The 19,214-nt window shown below is 71.1% G+C and carries 14 protein-coding genes and 1 pseudogene; 3 read left to right on the top strand and 12 right to left on the bottom strand.

The window, feature by feature from the left end; all coding sequences use genetic code 11:
- Positions 1–229: 229 nt before the first annotated feature.
- Both AB0K51_RS14930 and AB0K51_RS14925 read right to left on the bottom strand, forming a co-directional pair.
- Entirely contained in the window at positions 230–622 is a 393-nt protein-coding gene (locus AB0K51_RS14930; protein ID WP_363454424.1) for an ester cyclase, read from the bottom strand.
- A 196-nt stretch (positions 623–818) separates the two neighbouring features.
- Positions 819–952, bottom strand: a pseudogene (locus AB0K51_RS14925) (short-chain dehydrogenase); the annotation flags it as partial.
- Positions 953–1,045: 93 nt separating this feature from the next.
- Here AB0K51_RS14925 and AB0K51_RS14920 point away from each other — a divergent pair.
- Entirely contained in the window at positions 1,046–1,654 is a 609-nt protein-coding gene (locus AB0K51_RS14920; RefSeq protein WP_363454422.1) for a TetR/AcrR family transcriptional regulator, read from the top strand.
- An 811-nt stretch (positions 1,655–2,465) separates the two neighbouring features.
- On the opposite strand, the gene AB0K51_RS14915 is transcribed toward AB0K51_RS14920, so the two are convergent.
- The 7 genes from AB0K51_RS14915 to AB0K51_RS14885 form a co-directional block, all read right to left on the bottom strand.
- Positions 2,466–2,885 carry a hypothetical protein gene (locus AB0K51_RS14915; RefSeq protein ID WP_363454420.1) on the bottom strand — a complete coding sequence of 140 codons (420 nt, stop codon included), beginning with the start codon at positions 2,883–2,885 and terminating at the stop codon, positions 2,466–2,468.
- Between the two features lie 309 nt (positions 2,886–3,194).
- Positions 3,195–3,407, bottom strand: a complete 213-nt coding sequence (locus AB0K51_RS14910; RefSeq protein ID WP_363454418.1) for a hypothetical protein — start codon at positions 3,405–3,407, stop codon at positions 3,195–3,197.
- 16 nt (positions 3,408–3,423) lie between these two features.
- A complete protein-coding gene (locus AB0K51_RS14905) occupies positions 3,424–4,044 on the bottom strand; it encodes an L-threonylcarbamoyladenylate synthase (protein WP_363454416.1) in 621 nt (206 codons plus the stop codon).
- Between the two features lie 103 nt (positions 4,045–4,147).
- Positions 4,148–5,395 (bottom strand): hypothetical protein, encoded by a 1,248-nt coding sequence (locus AB0K51_RS14900; protein ID WP_363454414.1) that lies wholly within the window; start codon positions 5,393–5,395, stop codon positions 4,148–4,150.
- Positions 5,396–5,438: 43 nt separating this feature from the next.
- On the bottom strand, positions 5,439–8,615 hold the full coding sequence (locus tag AB0K51_RS14895; protein WP_363454412.1) for a hypothetical protein: 3,177 nt from the start codon (positions 8,613–8,615) through the stop codon (positions 5,439–5,441).
- Between the two features lie 84 nt (positions 8,616–8,699).
- Positions 8,700–11,348 (bottom strand): LuxR C-terminal-related transcriptional regulator, encoded by a 2,649-nt coding sequence (locus AB0K51_RS14890; RefSeq protein ID WP_363454410.1) that lies wholly within the window; start codon positions 11,346–11,348, stop codon positions 8,700–8,702.
- 153 nt (positions 11,349–11,501) lie between these two features.
- Complete coding sequence (locus AB0K51_RS14885) at positions 11,502–11,972, bottom strand: MarR family transcriptional regulator (protein WP_363454408.1); 471 nt, start codon at positions 11,970–11,972, stop codon at positions 11,502–11,504.
- A gap of 116 nt (positions 11,973–12,088) precedes the next feature.
- On the opposite strand from AB0K51_RS14885, the gene AB0K51_RS14880 reads away from it, so the two are divergent.
- Positions 12,089–13,417 (top strand): aldehyde dehydrogenase family protein, encoded by a 1,329-nt coding sequence (locus tag AB0K51_RS14880; RefSeq protein ID WP_363454406.1) that lies wholly within the window; start codon positions 12,089–12,091, stop codon positions 13,415–13,417.
- Positions 13,418–13,465: 48 nt separating this feature from the next.
- On the top strand, positions 13,466–14,239 hold the full coding sequence (locus AB0K51_RS14875) for a maleylpyruvate isomerase family mycothiol-dependent enzyme (protein WP_363454404.1): 774 nt from the start codon (positions 13,466–13,468) through the stop codon (positions 14,237–14,239).
- Positions 14,240–14,412: 173 nt separating this feature from the next.
- On the opposite strand, the gene AB0K51_RS14870 is transcribed toward AB0K51_RS14875, so the two are convergent.
- The 3 genes from AB0K51_RS14870 to AB0K51_RS14860 all read right to left on the bottom strand — a co-directional run bounded on the left by AB0K51_RS14870 (position 14,413) and on the right by AB0K51_RS14860 (position 18,917).
- Complete coding sequence (locus AB0K51_RS14870) at positions 14,413–14,538, bottom strand: hypothetical protein (RefSeq protein WP_363454402.1); 126 nt, start codon at positions 14,536–14,538, stop codon at positions 14,413–14,415.
- A gap of 251 nt (positions 14,539–14,789) precedes the next feature.
- The gene (locus tag AB0K51_RS14865) at positions 14,790–16,202 is read right to left on the bottom strand and encodes an amino acid permease (RefSeq protein WP_363454400.1); all 1,413 of its coding nucleotides are present in this window, start codon (positions 16,200–16,202) and stop codon (positions 14,790–14,792) included.
- Between the two features lie 495 nt (positions 16,203–16,697).
- Positions 16,698–18,917, bottom strand: a complete 2,220-nt coding sequence (locus AB0K51_RS14860; protein WP_363454398.1) for a tetratricopeptide repeat protein — start codon at positions 18,915–18,917, stop codon at positions 16,698–16,700.
- Between the last annotated feature and the right edge of the window lie 297 nt (positions 18,918–19,214).

Raw genomic sequence — 19,214 nt, 5'->3', positions numbered from 1 at the left:
GCCGCCCGGCCTCCACGGCCTCGGCCGAGACGGTCACGTCTGTCATCAGGTGCTACTTCCTTGATCGGGAGTTACACCGTTCTTTTTACAGACCCGCCTCGAACCCGATGCCCTTGTTGGCCCCGGTGATCAGAGTGATGGTCATGCGTACCCCTACGAGTCATGCGGCCAGGCTGGGCCGTTGGCGATGGTGGGACTGTTCTGTGCGTTGCTGGCGCTGATCCGGAACTCAGCCGGTCAGTTGCCGGCGAAGTTCGCCGGCATCATGCAGGGCGGTCATGTGCACGAACCGACCGTTGCTGACCTGGTAGATGGCGTACTCGGTGATCTCGAACGAGGTGCCGGTAGGAGCCACGCCGAGCCATTCCTTCACCGGGGTACCCGTGTTGACGAGTCGCGCGGCCAGACGGTCACCGTCGAAGAGCAGTTCCTTGAGCTCCCAGTGGAGGTCCGGAACCGCGTCCACGTCATGCTTTTGAACCGCGATGAGGTCGTCCCGGGTGGCCGGCTCACCGTTCAGAGTGGTCCGGTCGTTGATGAACTCGTCCATGCCGCCGAACTGGTGGGCGTTGAGCGCCTCGATGTAGCGCAGGTAGAAAGCGCGCAGATCTCCGTCGGACACAAGGGTGACCCTTCTGTGGGGCGGCTCCGGATTGGGCGGCCGCTTGGGTTGCCGCATACACGCCGGGCGAATCACCGCCGACGTCCACGTCGGTAGAGCCGTTCAGGATGACCGCAGCGCCGTCGTCGAACCGGTGGCGTGCTCGCTTGAGATGTCTCCGGTCACCTCGGGGGCGCCGGACCAAGTGCTTCCCGGTCGCGTCGAGTTCGGTCTTCCGGCGGCCGGTGATGAACACGTGGGCGCCATCGGCCGCCGGTCGGGCGTCACCGGCCGGTCCGATCCCGGTGCTGCCCCGATGACGAGAGCGGCCCTCCCCTCGATCAGTCCCACGTGGTGAGCCCCATCTACTTCTGTAGCGATCGCTGCGGAAGTAGAACGGTAGCACTTCCGCAGCGATCGCTACAGAAAAGGTAGGCTGCAGGGGTGGAGAAGCAGCAGAGCGGCCTCATCGGCCGCCCCCGAGGGTTCGATGCCGACGAAGCTTTGGAGCGCGCCATGCTGGTCTTCTGGGAGCACGGCTACGAGGGAGCCAGCACGGCGACGCTGACGCACGCGATGGGCATCTCCACCACCAGCATGTACGCAGCCTTCGGGAACAAGGAGAAGCTGTTCCGCAGGGTCCTGGAGCGCTACACCGAAGGCCCGAGCGCATACCTCGCCCGAGCCCTGAAGGAACCGACCGCCCTACGTGTCGCCACCGCAATCCTGGCCGGCACCGTTCGAACCACCACCCGCCCGGCCCATCCAAATGGCTGCCTGGGCGTCCAGAGCGCACTGACCACCAGCGGCTCCGGACAAGAAGTCCGCGACCTCCTCGTCGCCTGGCGCAACGACGGCTACCGCTGCATCCAGGAGCGGTTCCAGCGCGCCGTCGACGAAGGCGACCTGCCTCCGCAGACCGATCCAGGACTACTGGCCCGCTACCTCACCACCTTCGCCTACGGCATCGCCGTACAAGCCGCGAGCGGTGTCGACCGCGATGAACTCCGGGAGATGGCCGACGCCGCACTACGCAACTGGCCACTCGCCTGAGGCATGCCCGGAATGTGTCCTCATGCGGAAAACGGAACCCCGCACCCGCATCGACGGCCCAGGCCTCATGACTGGCCCATACCCACGGCATCCCGCCCGCGCCACCAACTGATCAAGCCGGCGCGACACGGTGGCGGCGGGGCCGACCGCATGGGCGAACACGCCGTAGGCCTTCATCACGCAGGTGGCGTCGGTGACCGGCTCGGCGGCCCGGGCCGGCGCCCCGGCGAGCAGCGGAACCCCGGCCACCGGCACGGTGGCCGGCGGGCCGCCGCGGACAACGGTCTTCATCCGCGAGTCTCCTCATCGTTCGCCTGGACCGGACACGCGACCGCGGCCCTCGCCCGGCTCGGCGGCCCACCGACCGCCACGGCCATGATCGCCTCCGGCGGAATCCGTGCCCTGACGACTCGCCAGGCCACCACGAAGGATCTCCGGTGCGGCCGGATTGGGTCAGCGGGTGAGGATGAGCTCGGTGTTCGGGCAGGCGGCGGTGAGGCGGTGCAGCGTGTCGGGCTCGACCGGGTCGATGCTCGGGGGGCCCAGCGGGCCTTCACCACGGTCCAGTCGGTCAGGTAGGTGCAGCGGTACGCCTCGGCCCGCGGCAGCCACCCGGCGACGTCCGTGTCCGCGTCTGACGCCCTCGCCGTCGGCGCCGCCGCCAGCGGGTGGGACCTGCGGCGGGCACCGCTCGCCGGGCGGGACCGCCTCCACGTCGAACTCCTCGCCGGCGGGAATGACTCCCGGGGCCGGCGGACCGCCACAGCGCGTACACGAAGCCGCCTTGACGGTCCGCGTGGCCGCCGCGGGCCTACGGGATGACGATCGAGAACGCTTGGTCCTCCCACACGCCCGGCTTCCCGGTGATGACGAGGAAGGTGTCGCTGCGGGTCCCGCACACGGGGTCCGGCCACATCGAGATCCTGATCCCGTACTCGAACGACGTGTACTGCAACGTGGCGACGGGGACGAGGCGGGTCACGTCCAGCGCCTTGTCCTCCAACTCGACGCAGTACCGGCCGACGGCCGGCTTGGTGACGCCCGCGATCCCCTTGGACCGGTTGATGCTGCCGTCGGAGTTGACCACGGCGGCAGCCTGCGCGTAGGGCGCGGTGACCTTGGTCCCGGTGCCGGTCGCCGCCCCCGCCACCCCCGTACACACGCCTCCCACGAGGAGGCTGACCACAGCCCCCACCCAGCCGGCCGTACGGATCCCCTTGTTCCCGACCATGTGAAGTCCTTCCCCAAGCCAACGCTTCCGGCTTCAACAAGCCCGGCCACCAAGGACCGTACGGGTACACACCGACCGATAGGCCGCGCCCGACTGCAAACCCCCCCGTACGAGCGCACCAGAAGCCCACCGCGCACAAGGCAAGCGCCGCCACGCCCTCCCGCTCGACCCCGCCGAGGCCACTGACTCCGAGGGCCGCCACGAGGCGGTCCCTGCGGCCCGCTGCTCCGAAGGATCAGGACGGAGCAGACCGAGAACGCGGCAGTGGAGGGCGACCGCGAACCGTCGGTTGTCGGTCGGCCGCACCGGTCAGTGTCGGGACAACGCGCTCGCCGAGTCGTTCTTCGCCACGCTGAAGCGGGAGTCGCTCGGCGACCGGCCATGGCCGACCCGGACGGCGGCGCGCACCGCGATCTTCGGGTGGATCGACGGCGTCGCGGTAGGTCCAGTCGCGGCGGCGATCTGGACGGTCCGGCCGGGCCGCACCACCCGGGCGGCAGCGGAGATCGTGCGGAGCGGCACGGCCTGGGTGCCGCTGCTACTCGAAGCGCGCGGGGTCGCCGGCCCCGCGGCGGACGATCTCCGCCTCGCCGCCGGAGAAGTCGACCACGGTCGTCGGGACGGTGCCGCAGTCGCCGGAGTCCACCACGGCGTCCAGCACGTGGTCGAGCCGCTCCTTGATCTCCCACCCCTGCGTCATGGGCTCCTCCTCCCCGGGGAGCAGCAGCGTGCTGGAGACCAGCGGCTCCCCGAGCTCGGCGAGCAGCGCCCGGGTGACCGGGTGGTCGGGGATCCTGACGCCCACCGTCTTCTTCTTCGGGTGCATCAGGCGGCGCGGCACCTCCTTGGTGGCGGGCAGGATGAAGGTGTAGCTGCCCGGGGTCGCCGCCTTGACGGCGCGGAAGACGTTGTTGTCCAGTTGCACGAACTGCCCCAGCTGCGCGAAGTCCTGGCACATCAGGGTGAAGTGGTGGCGCTCGTCGAGCCGCCGGATCGACCGGATCCGTTCCAGGCCCTCGTAGTTGTCCAGGCGACAGCCCAGGGCGAAACAGGAGTCGGTCGGGTACGCGATGAGGGCCCCGGACCGGATGCTGTCGACCACCGTCCCGATGGTGCGCGGCTGGGGGGTCTGCGGGTGCACGTCGAAGTACTTCGCCATTTGGCCGACCCTACGCGATCCGGCGGGCGACTTTCGTCGCCCCGCCGGTGCGCGTGCGTGGGCAGCGCGCCGACGGGGCGAGGGGAACCGGGGTGTCAGGCCGTCAACTGAGCGGACAGACACCCAGCGAGCTGTCGTAGATCTTGGACCAGGTCCCGTCGGCACCCGGTCCCTGGTTGATCGCCCGCGCGGTGACCGTGTGCTGGCCGGGCCGGGCGGGGATGGTGGTGGAGAAGCCGTGGGCGCTTCCGTAGCCGGGGAAGCCGGCGACGATGTCGGTGCGTTCGGTGTTGGCGGCGACGGTCCTGACGACCTGCCCGTCGACGCTGATCTCCACCTGCATCGCCGAGGTGCCCAGGTCCTTGTCGAGGGCCCAGCCCTCCACCAGGGCGTTCTCGCCGTTCCTGGTCACCTTGTCGAGCGACCCGTAGGTGGTGTGGTCCTCGGTGTAGGTGGTGCAGCCGTTGTTCAGGGTCTGCTCGACGCCGCCGGAGAGCGCGGAGACGCAGAGCGTGTGCGTGCCGTTGGTGGCGGTGCGCGGGACCCCGATGCTGTACCCGGCGATCGGGTAGGCCGGGAAGTATGCCGCGACGTCCGGCCGCGACGCTCCCGTGTTGCTCTGGGCCACGATCTGGCCGTCGCGGCGGACGACGACCGTCGCGATTCCCGACGTGTACGGGTCGATGGCCCAGCCCTGTACCACCATCACGGTGCCGGTCGGGCTGGGCACTTCGGTCGTGAACACTTCGTTCGTGCCGAAGGCGTGGGTGTCCCAGGTGCGGCAGCCGAGTCCGATCGAACCGCTGCTCGGCGCGTAGGCGTTGACGCAGACGGTGTGCCCGGCCCGGGCGGACGGCAGCGGGATCTGGAAGTCGAAGCCGTGGTAGCTGCCGAGGCCGGGGTAGACCTGGTCGACGTCGGAACGGTAGGTGTTCGCGGTCGACCAGGTGGACTGGCCGGTGTCGTCCCAGGCGTACACCGCCAGGGCGGCTGACGGCGCGTTGTGGTCGGCCGCCCAGCCGCGGAGCCGGAATCCGCTCGGAGTCGGGTCCAGCCTGTCGAAGCTGCCGAGCATCGCCGGGGCGAGTGCGGCCGGGGCGCCGGTGGCCGTCGGGGCCTTGCCCTCCGGTGCCTTCTCGGGGGCCTTCGGGAAGTCCGCCGGAGGCTTCTCCAGCTTGCTGGGCTTGGGAACCGCGACCTTCGGCGCGGTGTCCTCGGACGAAGCGGTCGCCGCCGAGGCTGCGGGGAGCTGCGGGCGGGGTTCCGCGTGGACGGTCTGCGGGGTCGCGGCCATGGCCAGCGAGACCAGCGTGGCGCCCGCCCATCTCAGGATCTTCTTACGTGTCGTCATGTCTACCGATTCCAGGTTCCTGCTCGATTCCGTCGGGCTCTGGTCAGGTGTGCAGGATGGTGTTGGTCGTGCTGAGCGCGCTCATCGTGGTCAGCACCTCCGGGACCGCCTCCGTGTAGGTGTGCGCGGCGAGTTCCTTCGAGTGCTGCTCGTACAACCCGCCCAGGAAGCCGGCGTCCCACTGCGCGTACGCCTCGACGGTGTTGCCCACCGGGTCCGCGGCGAGCTTGTCGGCCGGCAGGGGTGCCTTGCTCGCCCAGGCGGAGCAGCCGGCCAGCCAGCCGTACGTCTGTCCGGCCATCGGGCTGTACCCGGTGGTCGAGCTGCACGGGGAGCCTGCGCCGCCCTGGGGGTTGCATCCGCTGTAGTTCGCCTGCGCCCTGCGGAAGATGTTGGTGATGACGGTGTCGTCCCCGGTGTCACCGGGCAGCCGTTCCGCGCCGTTGACGACCAGCTGCAGCTGGACGTCCTGCCGCAGCGCGGTCGCCCAGCCCGCCTGGGTGTAGCCCTGGATCAGCCGAAGGGCCTTGGTCAGCGCGGCGTTGGCGCCGAACAGCGGGGTGCCCGCGGTCTGCAGGTCGTGCACCACGGCGTCGTAGTAGGCCTTCTGCTTCCCGGCGAGGAGCTGGGTCATCCTGGTCCGGGCGTTCGCTGCCACCTGGTCGTTCTGGACGAAGTCGGTGCCGGTGGCGGTGAAGGACGGCGCGTAGGTGGCGTCCCACTTGTTGAGGTAGTAGTTCTCGTCGTGGCAGTAGCCACCGGGGGCACCGATGTTGCTCTGCCGGCACACCACGCCGAGCGGCCAGCTGCGGGTCCAGGAGGTGTAGACCTGGTGGTCGTTGCCCCAGTCGAGTTCGACCTGCATGGTCACCTGGAGGTTGGCCGTGGTGATGTCCCAGGTTCCGGTGCTGGAGGTCTCCGCGTCGGCGAGCCCGGAGGTGTGGCACAGCCGCAGCTTGGGGCCGTCGGGGTGGGCGTACTGCGCGAACGCCAGGGCGCTCGGCGCGTTGCTGATGGTGACGTTGCCGGGGCGGGTCAGCGACGGCTGCGACGGCCAGGAGTTGCACGCCGGGACCTTCCCCGGGTCGGTCGGGCTCTGGCCCGCCGGGAGCGCCTGGTCCGCGGTGCCGAACAGCTGGTAGTCCTTGTCGCCGGTCTGCGCTTTCTGCAGCGGCTTGAGCTGGGCCTGGAAGGCGTCCGCGGCGTTCCTGTAGTCGCTGACCAGACCGGTGTAGAGCGGGTTGGTCACGGTGCCGTCCGCGCTCGCCGGGCTCCGCGGGGCGCTCAGGGCCTGGGCCGACTTGTTGATGGTGTCGCCGACGCTCACGATCTGGCTGGCCTGGGCGGTGTTGACCTGCTTGGCGTAGCCGCTGTTCTGCGCCATCAGCTGCTGGTACCCGTTGGCGATGGAGAGCCAGTCGGCCGTGGCGGCGACCGCAGGCGTGAGCTCCGGGTGCGCGGGGTCCGCGGCCACGAGGGGCCACCCGTAGTGGCGCTTGCCGTACCAGGCCAGGAATCCGGCGGCACCGCCCCGGTCGTAGGCGTCGAGGACCGCGCCCGGGTCGCTTTCGAGATTGGGGTAGGAGGAAGCCGAGAGAACCAGCGGCGCGTTGAGGACCTTGTCGGTGGCGGCCTCGTGGAGCGTGCTCTCCGCGTGCACGTACTGGTCGTAGCTGGGGATGGGCTGGCCGTACTTCTGGTAGTAGTCCAGGTAGGTGTCCATGGCCTGGTGGGCGTCGTTGAGGTCGATCTGGCCCAACGACTTGACGATCTCGCCGCCCCAGGCGTCGATGCTCTGTTTGATGCCGTCCAGGCTGCCCTGGATCGAGATGAGCCTGCTCTCGGTCGCCTGCTGGAGGGCGAGGACCTGGTCGAACTGGGTGAGCATGTCGGAGTAGATGATGCTCAGCGACCTGTTGACCTGGCCGAACTGCTGGTTCATCTCCGTGCGCAGGTCGGACACGTCCTGGCGCAGCTTTCCGACCTCGGCGAGGATCTGCTGCTCGGGGGTGGGGGCACCGGCCCGGAAGAGCGGGAGCAGCGAGCCGATCGCGCCGGCGATGTTCCCGGTGAGCGCGAGCGTGCTGGTGGACAGCAGCGCGTCCGCCAGGCCCTTTCCGGCGATCTCGGGCAGGTAGTTGTTGATCGCCGTGGCTATCTGGATTCCCGCGTGGCCCACCCCCGCGACGATCCTGCCGGCATCCGGATCGGCGAATCCGGCGAGCTCCGCGAGCACGTCGATGCCCGCCGCGATCGAGTCGATGGTGGCCTGGCGCTCCTTGGCCTTCGCCTTCGCCCTCTCCTCCACGGACGGCGGCGGGGTGGCCGCGGTGGTGCCGACCGGGTAGGTGACGACGGTGACGTGGATGTCCTCGCCCGCGGCGGCGTCCTGCTTCTTGATCACCTCCGCGATCTGGTCGTGCAGGCTGTCCTCCGCGGTGGCGAGCTGGTTCATGATCTCGTGGAGGTAGCCGTCGCTGCCCGCCTGCTGCTCGAGGATGAACTTCGTGTTCACCATGGCCGTCAGCGTGGGGTCGGCCATGAGTTCGTCGACCGTCGAGCTGGTGCGGACCTGGAGCTTGGAACCGAAGTAGGAGTCCCAGGCCTTGGAGAACTCCGCGTTCGGGTTCTGCCCCAGATCGAGGACCTTGCCGGCCACGATGTCCCCGGCCGCGCCGTAGAACTTCGACATGAACTGGTACTGGAACTTCGCCCCGGCCACCTGGTTCTGCCAGGTGTCGTACTCCTTGAAGTCGCCCCTGGTGAGGCTGTCGTACATGGGTTTCAGGATCTCGATGGCGATCTTCCCCTCGGGCGCCGCGACGGCCACCAGGTCGAGGGCCGTGTTGAAGTTGTCCAGGGTCGCCTCGGCGCTGGACGGGGCGAGGCTCTTGTCCCACCAGTTGGAGAACAGGCCGGTCGCGCTGATCAACTGATCGGACGTCAGGTTCGGGCTGTGCTGGGCCTTCCCCACCATGTAGGCGCTCAGCACCAGGTTCTTCAGGCTGTCGTTGCCGCTGTGCTGGCGCAGGTGCGCCGCGAACAGTTCGTGCTGCAGCTTGACCATGTCCACCGTGACCGGGGCGGCCGCGGCCGCCGGGTGGACGGTGACGGTGACCGACCCGACCGCGAGCACCGCGGTACTGGTGGCTGCCGCGAGCAGACGTCGTACCCCCCTGCCGCGGCGGCGTCTCGCGCCGGCGGCACTGATCTGACTCATCACACGCTCCTTGTCGACTTCTCGACTGGAAGCTAACGGCGCGTCAGACCGCGGCGCGTGAGTAACGACTACTCAACTTCGGCGTCAGTCGCCGAGGATGACGGCGAGCTCACGGCGGGTGGTGACGCCGAGCTTCGCGTAGCTGCGCTGGAGGTGGTTGTCGACGGTGCGTACCGACAGCTGGAGGGCGGCGGCGATGTCCTTGCTCGACGTGCCGGCCGCGGCCAGCAGGGCGATCTCCCTTTCCCGGGCGGTGAGCGCGGCGGTGGCCGGGGCCGCCGCGAGCAGTGGCGTGCTCGCGCCCCGGCACCGGGCCGCACAGGCGGTGGCCCGGGTGGTGGCGTGGGCGGCGCGGCGGGACTCCCCCGCCCGGGTCCACTGCGTGGCTGCGGCGGTAGCGGCCTCGGCGGCCAGCAGGTCCGCTCCCACGGCTTCGAGTTCTTCCGCCGAGGCGAGGAGCAGGTCGGGGTCCTCGGCGGCCAGCGCACGGGCCAGGCGCGCCCTGGCCGGGGTGAGCACTCCGTCGCACCGCTCCGCGAGCTCGGCCAGGCGGTCGGCGACCTCCCGCGCACCGCCGAGCCGGGCGATGTCCGTCAGGAGCAGCGCTTCCGACGCCGTGTGACCGGCCTCCCTCGCCGACGCGGCGGCCCGGGCCAGGATCGCCCGGGCCTGTCCGAGGTCGCCGCGGCCGGCCTGCACCCACGCCTCGCCCAGGCGTTCCTCACCCGGGAGCATTCCCATCATCGGATGGTCGAGGCTCTCCGCGATGATCGCTTCGGCGGCGGGGACTTCGCCGAGCTGGACGTGGACGGCGGCGAGCAGGGAGTCCATCAGCCGGGTACCGAGCCCGACGTCCTGCGCGTGCGCCTCCGCGGCCGCCGCCGCGAACAGGTCGCGCGCCTCGCCCAGGTGGCCGGCGGCCAGCTCGGTGCGGCTGGTGAAGAAGCTCGCCCACAGGTAGTTGACGGGCGATTCGGCGGCAACCGCCTGGGAGATCGCCTCCCGGCCGATGGTGCGTGCGCGGGACAGCTCCCCGGCCTCGGTCAACGCCACGGTGAGTCCGTGGAGTTGGACGGACGGGTGCTGGAAGAGCGCCTTCTCGTCCATCCGGAGGTGGGTCGCGTAGGCCCGGTCGGCGGAGTGCACCGCGTCGGAGGTCCGACCGACCCAGGCCAGGGCGAGGGTCTTGCAGAGTGCGCCGACCAGCCACACGTCGAGGATGTGGGCGGAGTCGATCTCGCTCTCGAGATCGGTCAGTGATTCCAGCAGGCTCAGTCCTGGAACCGGTTCTCCGGTCAGGCACCGGATGTAGCCCTCGTTGGCCCGGAAGGCCTTCTTCCCCACCTCGCTGCTGCTGCCTTCGCTGCCCCACCGGTTCACCTCCAGCGCGTCGCTCGTGCGTCCGCTCAGCAGCAGGGTCAGGGCGCGGGTGCGGATGGTGACGATCCGCTCCGCCTCGCCTTCCGCGGTGTCGCTCGCGCGGGACAGGACCGCCTCCGCCTCCTCGAACATGTGCAGGCTCGAGTAGGCCTCGCCGAGGAGCAGCCGGGTGGTGATCGTGTGGTGTTCCTCGGGCAGGGCCCGCAGCAGGGTGACCACGTGCCGGTAGTCGTGCGCGTGGCGGGCCAACTTGGCTGCCTGGCCCAGGAGTTCGGGTGCGGCCGTCCCGGTGGCGGTCAGCTGCCAGGTGGCCAGGTGCAGTGCGTCGTCGCGGCGGCGGGCACCGTGGGCCTGGGTGCGTTCGGCCTGACCGAGCAGCAGGGTGCGACGGCGCAGGGTGGGTATGCCGGTGCGGAGCACCTCTCCGTAGAGCGGGTGAGCCAGCTGCACGACCGTGCGGCGCCGCGATGCGGTCACCTGGATCAGGCCCGCCGTTTCCAGGCCGGTCAGCACGTCCAGTGAGGCGATCGCCTGGGCGTCGGCCAGCGGTACCGGTTCGCACAGCGCCAGCAGTTCCAGCACCGGGAGTGCGGCCGCATCCGTCCCCAGGAGACGGGCTCTGATCAGCTCGGTCAGCCTGGGCGTGGCCGCGGGCGGGTCCATGGTCAGTTCCCAGATCCTGCCGCGGCCGGCCAGGGTCCCGGCCTGCAGGGCACCGAGCACCAACTCGCGCAGGTAGAGCACGTTGCCCTTCGAAACGGCGTACAGGTGATGCAGGGTGCGGTGCCCGACCGGCCCGCCGAGCACTTCCCGCAGCAGGTGGTGACTCTGCTGCTCGTCCAGTTCGGCGAGGTCGATCCGGGACACCGCGTCCGAGCCGGTCAGGGCATCGACCGCTTCGCTGACCGGTTCCCCGGTGCGCACCGTACCGATCAGCCGCACCACGCCGGCGTCCAGGAGTTGCCGGAGCAGCACCGCCGAGGTCGCGTCCAACAGGTGCAGGTCATCGATCAGTACCGCCCATCGGCGCCGCTGCGGTCCGGCCAGCGCGGCAGCGACCTGGCCGAATCCCCGGACCGGGTCCGACAGGTCGACCTCGGCCGGTACCAGGTGCGCAATCGCCCCGAGGGGCACCGCGGCGGCGGCCGCCGTGGCAGTCGCACGTACGGTCCGGTAGCCGAGAGCCGAGGCACGGTCCAGGCAGCCATCGGCCACCCGCGACTTCCCCACACCCGCCGGCCCGCACACCACCACCCCCTGGCACCGCCGATCCGCCCACTCCCGCTGGAAGAGCGCCAGCTCTCCGTCCCGTCCGACGAGAGGCCAGCGGGACGTTCCGGTCTGCGCGTCCATAGCCAGCTCCTCCGAACGGCGCTCGCGCCACCTGCGGACCCTGCCGCACACTCGACGCCCCGCACACTACTGAACTCCCAAGCGCGATGGTGGAGCTGTCGATCACTCAGCCAGACCGAGGTCACCGGCGGCCCGCTACGACGCACCGTGCCGTCACGATCCGCCGGAGAGCGTCCCGCCCTGAGGGGCGGCGGTCTCGGGGAAGGCGCGCCCCAGCAAGGTGTGCAAGGTGTCTCGCTCGTCGGGCGTGAGGCGTTCCAGGGCGGTGAGCCCGGACATCAGCTCGGCTCGGATGTGGCGGACGGTGCGCTCGCCCTGCTCGGTCAGCACGATGTTCTTGATCCGACGGTCGGCCGGGTCGGCCTCACGGCGGACGAGGTCCTGGGCCGCGAGCCGGTCGACGATGCCGGTGACGTTGGAGGCGTCGCAAGCCAGCAGGTCGGCGAGGGCGCGCATGGGCCGGGGGCGGACCAGCAGGCTGAGCGTCTTGCCCTGCATCAGGGTGAGCCCGCGCCCGGCGGCCACCGCGGCGAAGTGGCGGTAGTAGGCCGCCGCCACCCGCGCGAGCCGTTCCATCAGCTCTTCGGAGGAGGGCGCTGGTGCGGGCCGGGGCGTCTGGCGCATGGGTCCAGCATAGGGAGATTAGTTGACATCATCAACCATCGAGGTCTACCGTCGAAATTACTTGAAGGCATCAACCATCTAGGCCTTCAAGCCCCTGGAAGGACCGCGAGACCCTCATGACGCACACCCCGACCCCCGCCGCGGCAGACATCCCCGCCCTGATCGCCCGCCTGCGCGCCACCTTCGACAGCGGCCGGACGAAACCCCTCGCCCAGCGCCTGGACCGGCTCGCGGCCCTACGGTCCTTGCTCACCGAGCAGGCCGAGGCGTTCCAGCAGGCGCTGGCCGCCGACCTCGGCAAGAGCGCGGCGGAGGCGTACCGCACCGAGATCGGATTCACGCTGAACGAGCTCGACCACACCGTCGCGCACCTGGAGGAGTGGCTCCGGCCGAAGCCCGCCGAGGTCCCCGGGTTCTTCCAGCCCGCCGAAGCCCGCGTGGTCCGCGACCCGCTGGGCGTGGTCCTGGTCATCGCGCCGTGGAACTACCCGCTGCAGCTCGCGCTGGCCCCGCTGGTCGGAGCCTTGGCGGCCGGCAACACGGTGGTCCTCAAGCCCAGCGAGCTCGCCCCCGCCACGTCCGCCGCCATGGCCCGGCTGCTGCCGCGCTACCTCGGCTCGGACACGGTGGCCGTGGTGGAGGGCGCCGTCCCCGAGACCACCGCTCTGCTGGAGCAGCGGTTCGACCACATCTTCTACACCGGCAACGGTGCGGTCGGCCGGATCGTGATGGCGGCCGCCGCCCGCCACCTCACCCCGGTCACCCTGGAGCTCGGGGGCAAGAGCCCCGTCGTGGTCGAGCCCGGGGCCGACCTGGCGGCCACCGCTCAGCGGATCGCCCGGGGCAAGTTCCTCAACGCCGGCCAGACCTGTGTGGCCCCCGACTACGTCCTCGCCATCGGCGAGAGCGCCGTCGCGCTGGAGAAGCACCTGGCCGACGCGGTGCGCGAACTGCACGGCGACGACCCCGCCGCCGATCCCGAGTACGGGCGGATCGTCAACGACCGCCACTTCGACCGCTTGGCCGCGCTGTTGGACAACGGGCGAGTCGTCACCGGCGGCGGCCACGACCGGGGCGAGCGCTACCTCGCCCCGACCGTCCTCGCGGACGTCTCCCCGGATGCGCCGGTGATGCGTGCGGAGATCTTCGGCCCGATCCTGCCGATCGTCGCCGTGCCCGACCTCGACGCGGCGATCGCCTTCATCAACGAGCGCGACAAGCCGCTCGCCCTCTACGCCTTCACCGAGTCCGAGCGGACCAAGCGGAGGCTGGTCGAGGAGACGTCCTCCGGCGCGCTCTCCTTCGGCCTGCCCGTCTCCCACCTGGCCATGCCCGACCTGCCCTTCGGCGGCGTCGGCGAGAGCGGCATGGGCCGCTACCACGGCGAGTACTCCATCGACACGTTCAGCCACGCCAAGGCCGTCGTCGACAAGCCCCTCGCCTGAGCCGGCAACCCCCGTCCGAGCCGACCGACCACCCCGGAGAACGATCCCGTGACCACCCCCGCCGACCACGCCGCCGGCATCGCGGCCGAGACCGCGCGTTTCGTCGCCACCGTCCGGACCGCCGACCGGAACACCTCGGTGCCCACCTGCCCCGGTTGGACGCTGACCGACCTGGTGCGCCACACCGGCAGCGTGCAGCGCTGGTTCACCGTCCTGCTGCGGCAGAGAATCCAGGAGGCGCCGCGCAGCAGGGACGTCGACCTGCACCTGCCGCCCACGCCGGACGGCTACCCCGACTGGCTGGCCGAGGCCGCGGCGCAGGCCGGCGCGGAGTTCGCCTCGGCCGACCTCGACGCGCCGATGTGGGCCTGGGGCGCCGACCAGCACGCCCGGTTCTGGGTGCGCCGGATGCTGTTCGAGACCCTGGTGCACCGCGTCGACGCCGACCTCGCACTGGGCCTGGACCCCGACATCGACCCGGTGCTGGCCGCCGACGGCGTCTCCGAGTTCCTGATCAACCTGCCCTTCGCCGCCGGGTTCGCCCCCGGAACGGCCGCCCTGCGGGGCGCGGACCGGACCATCCGCTTCACCCGCACCGACGGCGACGGGGACTGGCTGGTCCGGCTGCGCCCCGACGGCTTCGGGCTCGATCCGCAGGTCGGGGACGCCGACGCCGGTGGGCGTGCCGACGCGACGGTCCGGGGCACCGCTGCGGACCTGCTGCTCCTCCTCTACGGCCGGCTGGACCGGTCGGCCGACCGCTTCGAGGTGCAGGGGGACGACGAGCTGCTGGCCCACTGGACCGCCCACTCCGCCTTCTGAGCGGACGGCGGGACTGCCGACCCGGGGCTTCCAGCCCCACGACAGGACGGACCGCGCGCCCCATGGACCGACGCGACCCGGCCACCGAACCCGCGGTGGCGCAGGGCACTGCGCATCGGTGCAGGACGGCGGCGCACGCGGGCCGGTTGAGGCCCATCGGCGGTACGAGGTGCTCAGGCACGGCGCGGCGCTGACGGCGGGTTGCACAGGGCGTCGGCCGACCAGGTGTGCGGGCGTCGGGGGCCTGCGGCGAACGGCGCCTCCGGCGGGGCGGCGAGCTGCCGGAACTGGCTCGTCATGGCTGCGACCTCCCGCAGCGCCGGGCGGTGCGAGCGGCACCGGGCAGGTGGTGGGGCCGCTTGCTGCGCATCGAGGGACGGAGCGTCACGGGTCCCCCGCCCGAGCGCGGCGTTCCCGACGGTGGAGCTCCTGCGCTGACGGACGGGTCCGGCGACCGTCGTCGGCGCGACGGACGACGCGCTCGGCATTGGGCCGATGACGCGGACGGCACCCGCCTTCCGGCGGGTGCCGTCGCGGGTGCGGCGCGAGGTCAGTCGCGGGCGGCGGCCCGGCGGCGGGCGCCGACGATCCGAGCGGCGACGAGCACCACGGCAGCGGCGACGAGCGAGAGGATCATCTGCTCGCGGCCGTCGGCGGTGGTGAACATGTAGCCGAGCACGAAGACGACCAGGCCGATGGCGACCCACGTCAGATACGGGTACAGCCACATCCGCACGGTCAGCTTCTCCGGCGACTCGCGCTCGAGGATCCGGCGCATCCGAAGCTGCGACACGCAGATCACCAGCCAGACGAAGAGCGCCACCGCGCCGGAGGAGTTCAGCAGGAAGCTGAACACCGTCTTCGGGGAGGTGTAGTTGAAGAACACCGCGACGAAGCCGAACACCACCGAGGCGAGGATCGCGGTCCGCGGCACGCCGCGGCCGGTGACCCGGGCGAACGCCTTGGGCGCGTCGCCGCGCTTGCCCAGCGAGAAGGCCATCCGGGAGGCGGTGTACATCCCGGAGTTGAGGCAGGAGAGCACCGCGGTGAGCACGATGAAGTCCATCAGCGGCGCGGCGCCGGGCAGGCCGGCGTGCTTCAGCACGGCGACGTACGGGCTGGACGAGACGTCGGCGGAGTCCCACGGCAGCAGGGTGACCACGATCAGGATGGAGCCCAGGTAGAAGACGCCGATCCGCCAGATCACGCTGTTGGTGGCCTTGCTGACCGCGCGGCCCGGGTCGGGCGACTCGCCGGCGGCCAGGGTGACGATCTCACTGCCCATGAAGGCGAAGACCACGGTCAGCATGCCGGTGAAGACCGCGCCGACGCCGTGCGGCAGGAAGCCGCCGTGGTGCAGCAGGTTGTCCGTGCCGACCGCGTGGGTCCCCGGCAGCACGCCGAACACGGCGAGCGCGCCGACCACCAGGAAGGCGCCGATCGCGACCACCTTGATCCCGGCGAACCAGAACTCGAACTCGCCGTACGAGGCGACCGAGAACAGGTTGGTCGCGGTCAGCGCCGCCATCACGATCAGCGCGAAGCCCCACTGCGGGACGCCCGGCATCCAGTTGTGCAGGATCTTCGCACCCGCGGTCGCCTCGACGGCGAGCACCACGACCCAGAAGAACCAGTACAGCCAGCCGATCGTGAAGCCCGCCCATCGGCCCAGCGCGCGGTCGGCGTACGCCGAGAACGAGCCGGACTGCGGGTCGGCCGCGGCCATCTCGCCGAGCATCCGCATCACCAGCACCACCAGCGCACCGGCCAGCGTGTAGGAGAGCAGGATGCCCGGGCCGGTCGCGGCGATGCCGGCGCCGGAGCCGACGAACAGGCCGGCGCCGATCACGCCGCCGATCGCGATCATGGACAGGTGGCGGTTCTTCAGCCCGGCCTTGAGGTGGTTCGGATCCGGCGTCCCGGGCGGGGTCGCCGGCGGGGAAAGGGGGGTGTGGGTGGTCATCCGTCTTCTGCTGCCTCTCTGCGCGACGCGGGGGTGATAGCGCGCAATGCGAGGGAAGCTAATACGTAACGCCTTGGATTCGTAACCCAAAAACCGAATTAACCTCTAAAAATTGAGGATCATTTGAGCCTTCGGGCATTCCGTCGTGCCGTCGGGGGGTGACGTGCCGCTCCGCAAGCAGGTTCGGCCGTGGGCCTGATCGTCAGCTCCCCCGGGATTCGTCGCCGACAAGGTGGCGACTGATCACTGAGCCGGCGTGAAGCCGCACTTCCCTGGCGGGCCGCATGTGGCCGACCGTGGCGACCTGCAGCACGCCGAACGCGGCCAGGACGTCCCGCGCAGCCTCCTGGGCGCCTCGTTCGCCTTGCCTGCCGAGCCGCGGTGTTGATGTCCCTGACCAGGCATCATCTTCTACGAGCCTCGACGGGCTGCTGCCGTTGACGCGGCGACGAACTGCGGCTCGGCAGGCGCCGTCGACGTCGTGGGGCGCGCCGTTCAGGCGGTGCCGGCGCCTCGGGCGTTCAACCACTCCTGTGTGTCGACCGCCTTGCTGTAGTTCCCGGTCTGCCAGTAGGCGAAGGAGAGGGTCTTGAGGGCGGCGAGGGTGTCGGGGTGCAGGGCGCCCAGCGCCCGCTCGCGGTCCGCGAAGACCCGCTCCATGAGGTCGACCGCCTCGCTGCGGCGGCCCGTTTGCCAGAGACAGGCCGCGAGGATGCGGCGGGCGGTGAGGGTGTGCGGGTGTTGGTCGCCGAGCAGCCTCTCGCGGTCGGCGAGCACCGGCTCGATCAGGTCGGTCGCCTCGCCGGTACGACCCGCCTGCCAGTAGGAGAGGGCAAGGTCGCCGCGGGCGGTGAGGGTGTGGGGGTGTTGGTCGCCCAGCAACCGCTCACGATCGGCCAGCACCCGCTCCTGCAACACGATCGCCTCAGCGGTACGGCCCGCTTCCCAGTAGCAGGCGGCGAGGTCGCCGCGGGCGGTGAGAGTGTCGAGATGCCCATCGCCCAGCAACCCCTCACGATCGGCGAGCACCCGCTCCTGCAACGCGATCGCCTCAGCGGTACGGCCCGCCTGCGCATAGGCGAGAGCGAGGTCGCCGCGGGCGGTGACGGTGTGGAGGTGCCTGTCGCCCAGCAACCCCTCACGATCGGCAAGCACCCGCTCCTGCAACACGATCGCCTCACGAGTGCGGCCCGCCTGCGTGTAGGAGGCGGCGAGGTTCCCACGGGCGGTGAGGGTGGCCGGGTGCTGGCCGCCCAGCAGCCGCTCGGTGTCGGCGGCCAGGCGCAGCCAGTAGGTGACGGCGGCGGCGTACAGGCCCGCGTCGATCAGCGTGCGGCCTGCCTCGCGCAGCACGGCGAGCTCGCCGTCGGGCTGTTGAAGCACTGCTCCGGCGCCGGCGGCGAGGACGTCGGTGTTGGCGTGCAGGACGGCGGTCAGGTCGGGTGTGGTGTGCGTGTGCCTGGGCCAGATCTCCGCAAGGGCGTTGGCGACCGCCTGATAGGTCGTGGGGGCATCGGCATCGGGGGCGGTCTCCCGGGCGGCGCGCGCGGTCAGGGCGTGCATGCGCACCGCGCGGTGGCCGTCGCGGGAGTCGCTGGTGAGCAGGGCGTAGTGGTGGAGCAGGCGCAGGGCGGCGCGGGCCTGGTCAGGGGTGACCGGGCCGAGTGCGGGGGCGTCGGGGTGCGGGGTGCGCTGGGCGGTGAGGTAGTCGGTGACGGCTGCGGTGGTCCACAGCTGGAGGGGGTGGCCCGCGGGGTCGAGGCGCGCGGCGAACCGGACCGCGGGAACCGCCAGGCCTACGGGTTCGCGCCGCTGCGCGGCGTCGAGCGCAAGGAGCAGGGAGGTCGTGACCTGGCGGCCGTAGGCGTCGGTGTCCGCGCCGGTCGGCAGCAGGACGTCCAGGCGGGAGTCCCGGTCGGTGAACAGACGGAGGTAGTCGGTGCTGGTGACGGCCTCGTTGATCACGTAGGCGGCGGCGTGGGAGAGCGCCAGCGGCAGCAGGCCGAGCGCCTCGGTCAGGTCGCCTGCGTCTCGGTCCAGGAGGTGGACGGCATCGGCGGCACCGAGACGGTCGCGCAGGTAGTCGAGGGCCTCACCCTTCGAGTAGAGGCCGACGTCGACGAGGGCGCGGCCCGCACCCGACAGCAACGCCCCGCGCCGCCGCGTGGTCGCGAGCACCCGACCGCTCCCACCCGCAGCGGGCGGGCGTGGCCACCACGGCCCCGCACCCTCGACATCGGTCAGGTCGTCCAGAACCACCAGCCACGAACGGTCGGTGACGGTCAGCCACTCCAGGAACCGGGCCGCGTCGCCCTCCGCGTCCACGCCTGCGGCACCGAGCGCCTTGACCTTCCCGGCGGCCTCGGCGTACGCGGCGACGATCCGAGAGGTCTCCGCCGCGTCCACCCACACCAGCACGTCCACACCCTCCGCGTGGGCCTGCTGCGCGTACGAGGCGGCGAGCTGCGACTTGCCGACACCTCCGCCGCCGGACAGCACCTGCGTCAACCCCACGGTGCCGTTGCGCTCCCGCGCACGGTCGACCAACTCCCGCAATCCGTGGCGGGGTTGGAACGCCGATGCCAGCGCAGGCACCATCCCCACCCGCACCGGCCGCCACACCGACGCCGGTGCCGGCGGGTAGTTGTTGTTGATCGTCACCGACCCGTCGATGCGGCCCGCCGCGACCGAACCGTTGTCCGCGGAGACCGACACGTCCCGCGCGACGTACGCACCCGAGCCTGCGGCATCCGCCGGACCGGGCCCACCCTGCGCTTCCGTGTCTCCAGCGTCCACCCGCAGCCCCACCGCCCCTGACGAACCGTCAATCATCCGCCCCACTCGGCAGCGTAGTACCGCCGCACCGCGAGCACAGGACGAAGTCCTGAAGCCACGCACCCGGGCGTACCCGCGCCAGAGCGGCGGCGCGTGCTGGCGGAGACCGACCCCCGCACTGGTGCTCGGCCCACCTGCCACCTGCCACCTGCCACCTGCCACCTGCCAGCGCATACA

This window comes from Kitasatospora sp. NPDC049285 (genome assembly GCF_040678815.1).
Lineage (GTDB): Bacteria > Actinomycetota > Actinomycetes > Streptomycetales > Streptomycetaceae > Kitasatospora.
This window is presented reverse-complemented; position numbering and strand designations above follow the sequence as displayed.

Bases quoted from the DNA above. Each gene is read 5' to 3' on its own strand.
- AB0K51_RS14870 (WP_363454402.1), bottom strand. From the start codon at position 14,538: ATGACGAGCCAGTTCCGGCAGCTCGCCGCCCCGCCGGAGGCGCCGTTC.
- AB0K51_RS14880 (WP_363454406.1), top strand. From the start codon at position 12,089: ATGACGCACACCCCGACCCCCGCCGCGGCAGACATCCCCGCCCTGATC.
- AB0K51_RS14885 (WP_363454408.1), bottom strand. From the start codon at position 11,972: ATGCGCCAGACGCCCCGGCCCGCACCAGCGCCCTCCTCCGAAGAGCTG.
- AB0K51_RS14915 (WP_363454420.1), bottom strand. From the start codon at position 2,885: ATGGTCGGGAACAAGGGGATCCGTACGGCCGGCTGGGTGGGGGCTGTG.
- AB0K51_RS14900 (WP_363454414.1), bottom strand. From the start codon at position 5,395: ATGACGACACGTAAGAAGATCCTGAGATGGGCGGGCGCCACGCTGGTC.
- AB0K51_RS14890 (WP_363454410.1), bottom strand. From the start codon at position 11,348: ATGGACGCGCAGACCGGAACGTCCCGCTGGCCTCTCGTCGGACGGGAC.
- AB0K51_RS14905 (WP_363454416.1), bottom strand. From the start codon at position 4,044: ATGGCGAAGTACTTCGACGTGCACCCGCAGACCCCCCAGCCGCGCACC.
- AB0K51_RS14895 (WP_363454412.1), bottom strand. From the start codon at position 8,615: ATGAGTCAGATCAGTGCCGCCGGCGCGAGACGCCGCCGCGGCAGGGGG.
- AB0K51_RS14865 (WP_363454400.1), bottom strand. From the start codon at position 16,202: ATGACCACCCACACCCCCCTTTCCCCGCCGGCGACCCCGCCCGGGACG.